Origin of the sequence: Mesorhizobium sp. M7A.F.Ca.MR.245.00.0.0 (genome assembly GCF_003997415.1) — a bacterium.
Lineage (GTDB): Bacteria > Pseudomonadota > Alphaproteobacteria > Rhizobiales > Rhizobiaceae > Mesorhizobium.
In genome coordinates, this window is record NZ_RZTE01000054.1 from 22,252 (window position 1) to 34,594 (window position 12,343).

8 protein-coding genes are annotated in these 12,343 nt (G+C 63.1%); 7 read left to right on the forward strand and 1 reads right to left on the reverse strand.

Annotated elements, in window-relative coordinates; translation table 11 throughout:
• Window positions 1-2: 2 nt before the first annotated feature.
• The 7 genes from prfA (at window position 3) to EOB80_RS31335 (ending at window position 9,939) form a co-directional block, all read left to right on the forward strand.
• A complete protein-coding gene (prfA, locus tag EOB80_RS31305) occupies window positions 3-1,082 on the forward strand; it encodes a peptide chain release factor 1 (RefSeq protein WP_127266723.1) in 1,080 nt (359 codons plus the stop codon).
• The gene (prmC, locus tag EOB80_RS31310) at window positions 1,075-1,947 is read left to right on the forward strand and encodes a peptide chain release factor N(5)-glutamine methyltransferase (protein ID WP_127331767.1); all 873 of its coding nucleotides are present in this window, start codon (window positions 1,075-1,077) and stop codon (window positions 1,945-1,947) included. The genes prfA and prmC overlap by 8 nt, the downstream gene beginning before the upstream one ends.
• Before the next feature lie 303 nt (window positions 1,948-2,250).
• A complete protein-coding gene (locus EOB80_RS31315) occupies window positions 2,251-3,198 on the forward strand; it encodes a DUF4167 domain-containing protein (RefSeq protein ID WP_127331769.1) in 948 nt (315 codons plus the stop codon).
• Between the two features lie 219 nt (window positions 3,199-3,417).
• Window positions 3,418-6,024, forward strand: a complete 2,607-nt coding sequence (gene clpB, locus EOB80_RS31320) for an ATP-dependent chaperone ClpB (protein WP_127266726.1) — start codon at window positions 3,418-3,420, stop codon at window positions 6,022-6,024.
• A gap of 115 nt (window positions 6,025-6,139) precedes the next feature.
• Complete coding sequence (locus EOB80_RS31325; RefSeq protein ID WP_127331771.1) at window positions 6,140-6,505, forward strand: MmcQ/YjbR family DNA-binding protein; 366 nt, start codon at window positions 6,140-6,142, stop codon at window positions 6,503-6,505.
• A gap of 148 nt (window positions 6,506-6,653) precedes the next feature.
• Window positions 6,654-8,159 carry a L,D-transpeptidase family protein gene (locus EOB80_RS31330; protein WP_127331775.1) on the forward strand — a complete coding sequence of 502 codons (1,506 nt, stop codon included), beginning with the start codon at window positions 6,654-6,656 and terminating at the stop codon, window positions 8,157-8,159.
• 220 nt (window positions 8,160-8,379) lie between these two features.
• Complete coding sequence (locus EOB80_RS31335) at window positions 8,380-9,939, forward strand: MFS transporter (protein WP_127331773.1); 1,560 nt, start codon at window positions 8,380-8,382, stop codon at window positions 9,937-9,939.
• Between the two features lie 6 nt (window positions 9,940-9,945).
• Here the strand turns inward: EOB80_RS31335 and EOB80_RS31340 are convergent, their stop codons facing one another.
• Window positions 9,946-11,913: a M23 family metallopeptidase gene (locus EOB80_RS31340; protein ID WP_164748944.1), complete on the reverse strand. Its 1,968-nt coding sequence runs from the start codon at window positions 11,911-11,913 to the stop codon at window positions 9,946-9,948.
• Window positions 11,914-12,343 lie beyond the last annotated feature (430 nt).

A 12,343-nucleotide genomic window follows, 5' to 3' on the forward strand; every position in this document is an offset into this window, starting at 1 on the left:
TCATGGTCAATTTGCCCCGCGATCGTATGGATCAAGTCGTCAAGCGTTTCGAGATGCTCGAAGCGCAGATGTCGGCTGGTCCGGCGCCGGATGCCTATGTGCGCATGGCGTCCGAATATGCCGAAATCCAGGATATGGTCGCCAAGGTCAGGGCACTGCGCCTGGCCGAGCGTGAACAGGCCGATCTGGAAGCCATGCTTGCCGACAAGGGCACCGATGCCGAGATGCGGGCGCTCGCCGAGGCCGAGCTGCCGGAGATCGAGGAGCGCATCGAGGCGTTGCAGAAGGATATCCAGATCCTGCTGTTGCCCAGGGATGCCGCCGACGACAAGAACGCCATTCTCGAAATCCGCGCCGGCACCGGCGGTGACGAGGCCGCGCTGTTCGCCGGCGACCTGTTTCGCATGTATGAGCGCTACGCCGCCGAACGCGGCTGGCGTTTCGAAACCGCCTCGGCCAGCGATGGCGACGCCGGCGGCTTCAAGGAAATCATCGCCACCGTGTCGGGCAAAGGCGTCTTTGCGCATCTGAAATTCGAATCCGGCGTGCACCGCGTGCAGCGTGTGCCGGCAACGGAGGCCAGCGGGCGCATTCACACCTCGGCCGCAACCGTCGCGGTGCTGCCCGAAGCCGAAGAGGTCGACATCGACATCAGGGCCGAAGACATCCGCATCGACACGATGCGCGCCTCGGGTTCGGGCGGCCAGCACGTCAACACCACCGATTCGGCCGTCCGCATCACCCATCTGCCGACTGGCATCATGGTCGTGCAGGCGGAGAAATCGCAGCATCAGAACCGCGCCAAGGCCATGCAGATCCTGCGTGCCCGGCTCTATGATCTGGAGCGCGGCAAGGCCGACGAGGAGCGTTCCGAATCGCGCAAGTCGCAGGTCGGTTCCGGTGACCGCTCGGAGCGCATCCGAACCTATAATTTCCCGCAAGGCCGCGTCACCGACCATCGCATCAATTTGACGCTCTACAAGCTCGACCGGGTGATGATGGGCGAACTCGACGAGATCATCAACGCGCTGATTGCCGATCACCAGTCGAAATTGCTCGCCGACATCGGCATCGATGACTGACCTGCCCGACGCACTCGGCCCGCTGCTGCGGGAAGCGCGGGCCCGGCTTGGCACCACTGTCGACGACCCGGCGCTCGATGCGCGGCTGATCGTCGAGCATTTTTCGGGCACGACGCGCACGCAAGCCATTGCGGACCCTGAACGCAGGCTCGGCGCCGGCATTGTTGCCGAAATCGATGCCGCCCTGAGACGCCGCGCTGGCGGCGAACCGGTGCATCGCATCCTCGGCTATCGTGAATTCTACGGTTTGCGCCTGTCGCTGTCGCCGGAAACGCTGGAGCCGCGGCCGGATACCGAAACGCTGGTCGAGGCGATATTGCCCTTCGTCAAGGCAGTTGCGGCGCGGGAAGGCAGGTGTCGCATCCTCGATCTTGGCACCGGCACCGGCGCCATTGCGCTGGCGCTGCTCAGCGTCGTGCCGACGGCTAACGCCACGGGCGTCGATCTGTCCGCAGGTGCGCTGGCGACGGCGGCCAGTAATGCCGGGAAACTGGGTCTTGCAGACCGGTTCACGGCGCTGCAGTCGGACTGGTTCGAAAAAGTTTTCGGCCGGTACCATGTAATCGCCGCAAACCCTCCCTATATAACCACCGAAGACATTGGAAATCTGCAGGACGAAGTCCGCAATTTCGACTCGCGCCTCGCCCTGGATGGCGGCGCGGACGGTCTGAACCCCTACAGAACCATCGCTGCGGAAGCGGCAAGGTTTTTGGAAACTGAAGGCAGGATTGCGGTCGAGATCGGCCATACGCAACGCAACGAGGTCTGCGAGATATTCGCTGCAGCCGGCTACGTGTCGGGCGGTGCTTTTCGTGACCTCGGCGGAAACGACAGGGTTATTGTCTTTGAAAGGATAAAGCCTTGACGCAGTGCAAAAAAGCGCTTGGCAATGCCGGGGAATGCGGCTAGGGTCGCCTTAACCGGATGAGACGAAGCAGGCAGTGCTCTTAGCGATTCGGTTTTCCTTGGAAATAGCTGCCTTCTTGCGCAAACGATGCCCAAGCTTCGTGCGGGAATCGTCCGGCAAGTGATGTAACCGGAACAGGATGGCACGTGGCGCCAACGCAATCGATGCGGGCGAACGCCGGTGAAGAGACGAAACGGCTGGCTGCATGAGCGCCTCCGTTCGTGAAGAGTTTTTCGAAAATTTCAAAATGAAGAGAGTTTGATGAGGCCACAACAGCAGAACAGGCGCATGCGCGGTCGCAATAATAATGGCGGCGGCGGTGGTAACAATAACAACAACAATAACAACAACAACCGCAAGGGGCCTAATCCCCTGACGCGCAACTACGAGAGCAATGGCCCGGATGTGAAGATCCGCGGTTCGGCTCAGCAGATCGCCGAAAAGTACGCCACCCTTGCCCGCGATTCTCACAGCTCCGGCGACCGGGTCATGGCGGAGAACTATCTCCAGCACGCCGAGCATTACAATCGCATCATCGCGGCCGCACAGGCGCAGATGCCGATCCAGAACGCACAGCAGAATCGCGATGATTTCGACGATGACGGCGACGAGGATCGCGACGATTTCGACAATGGCGGCAACAACAGCAACACTGTTTCCGATGCCCAGATCCCGGTGATCAACCATGGCGCCGGCCCGCAGCCGGTCATCGAAGGGACGCCGGCCGAGGTTGCGCTCAACCGGGAAGGTGGCCGCGAGGCCCGTGATAATAATGGCGGGCGCAACAATGGTGGCCGCGACAACAATGGCGGGCGCCATCGCGATCGTCGCCCCAATGGCGGTTACGGCCAGAACGGCCAGCGCGACTATGCATCGTCCGCCGAGCAAGCTGGCCAGCCCCAGCGCAACGAGGCTCCGAGCGAGGCCGAAGCCGCCGCGCCGACCGAATCCGTTGCTGCGGCCGAACCGGCTCCGTCGTTCGAGAATCTTTCGCCGGCAGGCCTTGCGGCCCAGGCCGAACTCAACGAGGCGGCCGCCGAAAGCGGTGCTGCCCGTCGTCCGAGGCGGCCGCGCCGCCCGCGCGTCAACGCCGATCAGGTTGATGGCGGTAGTGACAATGCCAATTCCGTGGCCAACGCCGGCGAGGCGGCTGCGGCCCCGGTCGACAGCGGCAACGCCCAACCGGTCAATGTCGATATCGACAACTGATCGAACGGCATTTCAAGGCATTGAACGGCGGAGAGAAATCTCCGCCGTTTTCGTTTGCGCGGCCGTGCAATATTATGAAGTTGCCGATATCGAGACGTCTTGAGGGTTCGGAGCTTGTGCACCATATCAGCCTCAACTGGACCCGGCTCGAATGGGCGGGTCCGTCACCGCAATCGGATCCGGTGCCGCAAAGCGGGCCGGTGATGGAAGGAGACAGATATGAACCTTGAGAAATACTCAGAGCGCGTGCGCGGTTTTATCCAGTCCGCGCAGACTATGGCGCTTTCCCGCAACCATCAGCAATTCACCCCTGAGCATATCCTGAAAGTGCTCGTCGACGACGATGAGGGCCTGGCCGCGTCGCTGATCGAACGCGCCGGCGGCAACGTTCGCGACGTCAAGCTTGGCGTCGAGACGGCGCTCGAAGCGATGCCCAAGGTCGAGGGCGGCAATGGCCAGCTCTATCTGGCCCAGCCGCTGGCAAAAGTGTTTTCGACCGCCGAGGAACTGGCCAAGAAAGCCGGCGACAGCTTTGTCACGGTGGAGCGGCTCTTGCAGGCGCTGGCCATGGAGAAGTCGGCCAAGACCGCCGACATACTGGCCAAGGCCGGCGTCACCCCGCAGGCGCTCAACCAGGTCATCAATGACGTCCGCAAGGGCCGCACCGCCGATTCGGCGAGTGCCGAACAGGGCTACGACGCGCTGAAGAAATACGCGCGCGACCTGACTGCGGATGCCCGTGCCGGCAAGCTGGACCCCGTGATCGGCCGTGACGACGAGATCCGCCGCACCATTCAGGTGCTGTCGCGCCGCACCAAGAACAATCCGGTGCTGATCGGCGAACCGGGCGTCGGCAAGACGGCGATCGCCGAAGGCCTGGCGCTGCGCATCGTCAATGGCGACGTGCCGGAATCGCTGAAGGATAAGCAATTGATGGCGCTCGACATGGGCGCGCTGATTGCCGGCGCCAAATATCGCGGCGAGTTCGAGGAGCGGCTGAAGGCCGTGCTCTCCGAAGTCACCTCGGCCAGCGGCAACATCATCCTGTTCATCGATGAGATGCACACCCTGGTCGGTGCCGGCAAGGCGGATGGCGCCATGGATGCGTCGAACCTTCTGAAGCCGGCGCTGGCGCGCGGCGAGCTGCACTGCGTCGGCGCCACCACGCTCGATGAGTATCGCAAGCATGTCGAGAAGGATGCAGCGCTTGCCCGCCGCTTCCAGCCGGTGTTCGTCGACGAGCCGACGGTGGAAGACACCGTCTCGATCCTGCGCGGCCTGAAGGAGAAGTACGAGCAGCACCACAAGGTGCGCATTTCGGATTCGGCGCTGGTGGCGGCGGCGACGCTGTCCAACCGCTACATCGCCGATCGCTTCCTGCCGGACAAGGCGATCGATCTGGTCGACGAAGCCGCATCGCGGCTGCGCATGCAGGTCGATTCCAAGCCCGAGGCGCTGGACGAGATCGATCGCCGCATCATGCAGCTCAAGATCGAACGCGAGGCGCTCAAGGTCGAGACGGACGACGCCTCGAAGGATCGGCTTGCCCGCCTGGAAAAGGAACTCGTCGGCCTCGAGGAGGAATCGACCGAGATCACCGCCAAATGGCAGGCCGAGAAGCAGAAGCTCGGGCTGGCCGCCGATCTGAAGAAGCAGCTTGACGAGGCGCGCAACGAGCTCGCCATTGCGCAGCGCAAGGGTGAATTCCAGCGCGCCGGCGAGCTTGCCTATGGCAAGATCCCGGAACTGGAAAAGAAGCTGAAGGAGGCCGAAACCCAGGACGGCAAGGCTGGCATGGTCGAAGAGGTGGTCACGCCGGATCACGTGGCCCATATCGTCTCGCGCTGGACCGGCATTCCGGTCGACAAGATGCTGCAGGGCGAGCGCGACAAGCTGCTGCGCATGGAAGACGAGATCGGCAAGCGTGTCGTCGGCCAGGGCGAGGCGGTGCAGGCTGTTTCCAAAGCGGTGCGGCGCGCTCGCGCGGGCCTGCAGGACCCGAACCGGCCGATCGGCTCGTTCATGTTCCTCGGGCCGACGGGCGTCGGCAAGACCGAACTGACCAAGGCGCTGGCAAGCTTCCTGTTCGACGACGAGGGCGCGATGGTGCGCATCGACATGTCGGAGTTCATGGAAAAGCACTCGGTCGCCCGGCTGATCGGCGCACCTCCCGGCTATGTCGGCTATGAGGAAGGCGGCGCGTTGACCGAAGCGGTGCGGCGCCGGCCCTATCAGGTCGTGCTGTTCGACGAAATCGAGAAGGCGCATCCCGATGTGTTCAACGTGCTGTTGCAGGTGCTCGATGACGGCCGCCTAACCGATGGGCAGGGCCGCACGGTGGACTTCCGCAACACGCTGATCATCATGACGTCGAACCTGGGCGCCGAATATCTCGTCAATCTCACCGAGGATCAGGACGTCGATCTGGTTCGCGACGAGGTGATGGGTGTCGTCAGGGCGTCGTTCCGGCCGGAGTTCCTCAATCGCGTCGACGAGGTGATCCTGTTCCACCGGCTGCGCCGGCAGGATATGGGCCGCATCGTCGAGATCCAGCTCAAGCGGCTGGAGAGCCTGCTTGTCGACCGCAAGATCACGCTGTCGCTGGACCAGGAGGCGGTCGACTGGCTGGCGGCCAAGGGCTACGATCCGGCCTATGGCGCGCGGCCGCTGAAGCGGGTGATGCAGAAGGAATTGCAGGACCCGCTGGCGGAGAAGATCCTGCTCGGCGACATCCTCGACGGCTCGACCGTCAAGGTGACAGCGGGTTCCGACCGGCTGAACTTCCGCTCGAAGCCGGCGATCGTCGCGGCGGAAGTGGCAGCCTGATCCTACGCCGCGCGTCCTTCCCGGACGCGCGGCGTTTTAGGTCTTTGTCATATGCATGTCGTTTTCCCAAAACCGGGGCCACTTTTGGGCGGCGTGCGCAAAAAAAGGGGGCGGGATGACGCTGGACGACTACAACGGCTTCTGCACCTCGCTGCCCGCGACGAACCACGTTGTCCAATGGGGCGGCGCCCATGTCTGGAAGGTCGGAAACAAGGTCTTCGCGGTTGGCGGCTGGGATCAGGGCCAGCAGCTCTTCGTCACCTTCAAATGTTCCGATATCGCCTATGATGTGCTCAAGGAGCAGCCGGGCCTGCGGCCCGCGCCCTATCTTGCCTCGCGCGGTATGACATGGATCCAGCGTCGGACAAGCCAGAGCATGGATGATGCCGCGCTGAAGGATTATCTGCGCGAGAGCCATCGCCTTGTAGCCCTGAAACTGACCAGACAGGCGCGCAAGGAATTGGGACTTGCCGCAAGCTAGTCTATATTCCTCGAGGCGCTGGAAACCCGCCATCTTCATGCCCGGTTCATGTTGGAACCATATGGTGGGTAACTGGTTTGCTGACGAGGGGCTTCGCCAGAGAACAATGCCGGGCGGCGGCAATTACGGACCGGAGAGTTTCGCCACTATGCTGCGTACGATCTTCACCCTTTCGGTACTTGCCGGCGGGCTTTTGTCTGCCAATGCAATCGCAGCCCCGACGCAGGACAGCGCACCACCGATTGTCCGTGCCGCCGATACCGGTGGCATCCTTATCGCCCAGGACGGCAATCTCGACATCTACTACGACGCCAGGGGCAACCGCGTGATCGTCGATGCCGATACCGGCAAGGTCATCGCCATCCAGCCGCCGCAGACCCGGCTGGACCGCCGCGCCTTGCGCCGCGAGACACGACTGCGCGAACTGGGCCGCGCCCCCGAGGGCGACGACCGTTACTATCTCGACGATCCGGAAGACATGGCGCGGTTCCGCCGCCAGCAGTTGGAAGAGGAAGGCCGCGTTATCCCGCCGCCGGCGGACGAGTACGATCCCTATGGGGACAATTCCGTCGAAGCCTATCCTCCCGCACCGCAGGACGATGGCAGCTACGACGACAATTATCCCGACGCGCCGCAGCCGGCGAAGCCGGGCACCATCAAGCGCCAGCCGCTGAACGAGGCCTCGATAGACCCTGCCCAGCCGGCGACGTCAGCCGATCAGGCGGCTCTGCCACCAGAGGCTGGCGGCAAGACCACTGTTGCCCCGGCACTGTCGCTGGGAGCGCGCCAGGATGTCGCCGCCCTTCAGGTGCTGCTCGACCGGGGTGGCGCTTCGCCTGGCGTCATCGACGGGCGTTTCGGTTCGAATGTCGACAAGGCGCTCGCTGCCTACAACCAGATCACCGGCGCCAATCTGCGATCGACCGACGCGGTCGCCATCCAGGCGGCACTTGCGCAATCCGGCGGCGATGCCTTCGCCAACTACACGATCACAGCGGAGGATGCGGCCGGTCCCTATGTCGCGTCGATCCCGGAAGACTACAGCCAGAAGGCGCAACTCGATCGCATGGGTTATACGTCGGTGACCGAGGCGCTCGCAGAGCGCTTCCACATGGATGAGAATTATCTCAAAGCGCTCAACCCGGACGTCGATTTCAATCGTCCCGGCACGACCATCAAGGTCGCCAATTTCGGCAAACTGGTTTCGACGCCGGTGGCCCGCATCGTCGCCGACAAGGACAAGAAAGAGGTTTTCGCCTATGATGCCGGCGGCAGGCTGGTCGCGGCCTATCCCGCAACCATCGGCTCTTCGGACACGCCGTCACCCTCCGGCATTCACACGGTGTCGCGCGTCGCGCTCGATCCGAACTACACCTACAATCCCAGCATCAATTTCAAGCAGGGCCAGAACGACAAGGTCCTGACCATTCCGCCTGGGCCGAACGGTCCCGTCGGCTCGGTCTGGATCGCCCTGGACAAGCCGACCTATGGCATCCACGGCACGCCGGATCCGTCGAAGATCGGCAAAACCGAAAGCCATGGCTGCGTACGCCTGACCAACTGGGATGCGCGGGAGTTGGCCAAGCTGGTTTCGCCGGGCGTCACGGTGGAGTTTGTCGGCGGACCTTCAGCCGATAACCTTGCGCAGCAGTGAACTGGGAAGTGCGGCGGCATAGACCACCTGCATGATCAGGATGAAGCCGAGCTTTCAAGCGGTCGCCTCATCGAAATCCCCGCCGGCTGCACGTAACGGGCTGGCATGACTGTGCCATTTGCACCCTGTCAGGGTGCAACCCTGGCCAAACGGCTGGTTTCAATGACTGCAAGCCACTGGCCGGTTGTTGGCGGGGCGCTGGGGGTTTAAGCAAGGTTTCATGCATTCACCGAGCAAAGCTGCCGCGGTCCCGCTGACCAGCCCGGTCACGCATGGAACGTTTTGTCCGCAGTCGCAGCGGCGATTTGTGCTGATCGCGGCAATTCTGGCCTCGGCGCTTGGCTTCATAGACGGCTCGATCCTGGCCATCGCCACACCGGCGATTCGCGTCAACCTCGGCGCCAGCCTTGCCGAGGCGCAGTGGATTTCCAATGCCTATGCATTGACGCTGTCGGCGCTGATCCTGGCCGGGGGTGCCGCCGGCGACCGATTCGGTCTGCGCCGCGCCTTCGTGTCCGGCATTGCGCTGTTCATCGTCGCTTCGCTGGCCTGTGCGCTGGCGCCGAATGCCATTGTGCTGATCGCATTTCGCGCGTTGCAGGGCATCGGTGCGGCAATCATGGTGCCCGGCAGCCTCGCCATCATCGCCAAGGCCTACCCGAAGAAAGAACGCGGCCGCGCGATTGGGATCTGGGCGGCGGCTTCAGCGCTGACCACGGCACTTGGCCCGGTGTTCGGCGGTTTCGTGCTGTCGGCCTTCGGCGACGGCATCTGGCGGGCGATCTTCGCCATCAACCTGCCGCTGGGCTTGATCTCGATCTGGCTTCTGCTGGCCAAGGTTCCTGCCGATACGCCGACGGAGAAACGCAGCCTGGATCTCGGTGGTGCAGCGCTCGCGACATTGGCCTTCGGCGCGCTTGCCTATGGGCTGACCTCGATGAGCGCCAGCGGCGAGGGCCTCATGGCAGGGCCGAGCATTGCCGCAGGCGTTGTATTGCTGGCTGTCTTCATCGTCTTCGAGCTTCGGCAGCGCGAGCCGATGATCGACCTCAGCCTGTTTCGTGTCGGTGCTTTCGCCGGCGCCAATGTGGCGACATTCTTCCTCTATTTTGCGCTATCGGCCAACCTTTTCTATCTGCCGATGCTGCTGATCGCCGGCTGGGAGCTGAGCACGGCCGAGGTCGGCTTCATCTTCCTGCCCTTGTCGGCATTGATCGCGCTTTTGTCGGGACCGGTCGGCAAGCTGTCGGACCGGATCGGACCCCGTTTTCCGATCGCCTGCGGCAGCTTGGTCGTCGCTTTCGCATTTGCCGGGCTGGCCTTGCTCACCTACGCCGGTACCCACAATTTCTGGACCGGAATATTCCCGCTGATGGGGCTGATGGGGCTCGGCATGGCTCTGGTCGTGTCGCCTTTGTCGACCGCGATCATGACGGCGGTGGAAGACAAGGACACGGGGGCCGCCTCCGGCATCAACAATGCCGTCTCACGCATCGGCGGTCTGATCGCGGTGGCGGCGATGGGCTCGCTTGCCGCATGGGTTTACGCGAATGCGCTGGACGCGAGCGCAACGTCCGCCATCCCAGGATTTGGTGAACCGGCGCCAGCCGGGCTTGCGCCGGCCATCGATGCGGCGAGGCTCGCCGCCAGCGATGCCGCTTTTGCCGCGGTTTCTTCGGTGACCGCGCTGCTTTGCCTGACTGCGGCTGTCATCGCCTGGACGACCATTCCCGGTGAGCGATTGCCATGGCCGCGACAGGCCGAAGATCGGCAAGGCTGAAGCGGGTCAACCGTCGATCTTGGCGCTCGCAACCTTCAGCGAATCGCTGTCTTCCTGCTTCAGCAGTTCGTCGATGCGCTCGCGCTCGCGCTTGAAGGCGACGAGGTCATCGCCCTTCAGCACCTTGCCGACCGGCAGGCGGACACGCATCGGATCAACCTTGGTGCCGTTGACGATCAGTTCGTAGTGAAGATGCGGGCCGGTGGCGAGGCCGGTCTGGCCGAGGAAGCCGATGGTCTGGCCCTGGCGGACGTGCACGCCCGGTTCGATGCCTTTGGCAAAGGCGCTCTGGTGATTGTATGATGTCTCATAGCCATTGGCATGGCGGATGATGATCTGCTTGCCGTAGCCGCCGGCCCAGCCGACCTTCTCGACCGTGCCGTTGCCGGCGGCGATGATCGGCGTGCCGATCGGGGCGGACCAATCGACGCCGGTGTGCATGCGGACATAGCCGAGGATCGGATGCCTGCGGGCGCCGAAACCGGAGCGGAATTTCCCGGCGGGCAGGGGATTGCGCAACAGGAACTGCTCGGCGCTCGAGCCGTCCTCATCAAAATAATCGGTGCCGCCGTCCTGCATCTGGAAGCGGTAGAAGTTGCGGGTCTGGCCGCCGAACGTCGCCGAGACGTAAAGAAGCTCGGAGCTGTCCGAGGTCTGGTCGTCACCGTCGGGCTGCGAGAACAGGACTTCGATGCGGTCGGCGGGGCTGAGGCGGGATTGGAAGTCGACGTCGGACGCCAGCAACTTGATCAACCGCTGCGTCATCGCCTTGGACATGCCGTAGGAATAGGCGGCGCGGTAGATGCCGTCATAGACGTTGGGCAGGTTGCCGCGCACCACCACGGGCGCCGACGAATCATCGAAGGCCGTCAGCAATTCGGGGTTCGGATCCGGTTCCTGCGCCGGCACATACTGGCCGCGATCGTTGAGCGCGATGGTGACGATGTGCTGGGTCCGGTCATAGACGCTGGTGCGCACGACCTTGGCGGCATCGCCGTGAACCTCGAGGCCGACACGCAGCACGGTTCCAGCTTTGAGCGCTGTTGCGTTGAGCAACTTGGCGATAGCTTCGGCCATTCCGGTGGCATCTTCACCCGTGTAGCCCGAATTGGCAAAAGCCTCGGTGACGTCGAGATCCTTGGTGAAGGGGATGATTTCCTCGGCGAAAGCCGGCGCCTGGTCGTCAACAGTGGCACGGGGCGCCACCGAGACATTTTCCGGCACGATCTTGACGTCGTAGGAGCCCGCCATGCTCTCGGCAAAAGCTTCGCCGAATCGCTGCGGGTCGACATAGTGCAGTGAAGCGACCTGCACGGCGCCGTCGCTGAGGTCGGTGCCGGCTTCGCGCACCACTTTTTCCACCTCGTCGGCAGAGAGGTCGCTCTTTTCGTCGAAGGAAGCTGTTTCGATCGGAAAATCGACGGTCTTCAGGCTCATCTCGCTTTCGACCTTGGCGCCGTAGATCTGGCCGGAAGCGGCAGAGGCCGTCGCCGGCTGGGCATTGTCGTCGCTGTCGTCGCCGAACACCTGCATCGGGTCGAAGGGTGGGTAGGCGCGGCTGGTGGTGTGGCCGGCGGCAAGGGCCATCTTGATCTGGACGAAAGGCATGGTGTGGATGACGTCGCGGTCGCCGACCTTGGTGACCATCGACACCTCCATGCGGCGACGGTCCTTGGCCTTTGCGATCTGACGCGGCGCCACCAGCCTGGTGGTCTTGGCGACTTCGCCGGAATCCCCGTTGCCGGCAAGGCTGATCAACTCGGCGATCTCGGGTGGGGTGGCCAGTTGCTGGCGGCCGTCAAGGGCGGCGAACAGCGCCACGCCCATCAGCACGCTTGAGGTGACGCCAGTGAGAAATGTTCCCGACAGCCAGCGTGCAGAAACCTCGCGCCGGTCGGGCGGGCCGCTGCGGCCATCCGCGATAAGCGGCGGCTCGTTGCCGAGTTCGGCTATGACATCTTCCGTGTCTGGCATCCAGAAAGGCTGCTTCTTCCCCGGGCGGAACGGCTTGTCGCTTTTGTTGTGGCCGTGACATTTGCCTGTCATGGCAGGTGAAGTCAACGAAGCGCCAGGCTCCGAACGAATTGCCCCCAAGCACTTCTCTTATAGAGCGCTCTACCAGACGGGGCGGTGTACCTTCTCTGCAAGGCCCATCGCACACTCCTATATAGAGGGCTCGTAAGAGAGGCGCTGCTCCGTCGGCGGCGCCCACTTTCGTTGGCTTTGGTGTCGAACGGCAATGCGGCGGCAATAGGGCTTCGTCCTGGCCGTCCAATCGGTATTGCCAGCGTTCCCCTGGGGCAGTCGGCTATCGGCAGATCGGGTCCGAAATTTCTGTCGCAAAAACTTCAAAAACATTGTCGATGTGTGTTGACAGTTGTCGTTGGTGGCGACTATATACGCC

Excerpts from the sequence above, each read along its gene's own strand:
- EOB80_RS31325 (WP_127331771.1), top strand. The coding sequence starts at position 6,140 with ATGACGCTGGACGACTACAACGGCTTCTGCACCTCGCTGCCCGCGACG.
- prfA (WP_127266723.1), top strand. The coding sequence starts at position 3 with ATGGTCAATTTGCCCCGCGATCGTATGGATCAAGTCGTCAAGCGTTTC.
- EOB80_RS31315 (WP_127331769.1), top strand. The coding sequence starts at position 2,251 with ATGAGGCCACAACAGCAGAACAGGCGCATGCGCGGTCGCAATAATAAT.
- EOB80_RS31335 (WP_127331773.1), top strand. The coding sequence starts at position 8,380 with ATGCATTCACCGAGCAAAGCTGCCGCGGTCCCGCTGACCAGCCCGGTC.
- clpB (WP_127266726.1), top strand. The coding sequence starts at position 3,418 with ATGAACCTTGAGAAATACTCAGAGCGCGTGCGCGGTTTTATCCAGTCC.
- EOB80_RS31330 (WP_127331775.1), top strand. The coding sequence starts at position 6,654 with ATGCTGCGTACGATCTTCACCCTTTCGGTACTTGCCGGCGGGCTTTTG.
- prmC (WP_127331767.1), top strand. The coding sequence starts at position 1,075 with ATGACTGACCTGCCCGACGCACTCGGCCCGCTGCTGCGGGAAGCGCGG.
- EOB80_RS31340 (WP_164748944.1), bottom strand. The coding sequence starts at position 11,913 with ATGCCAGACACGGAAGATGTCATAGCCGAACTCGGCAACGAGCCGCCG.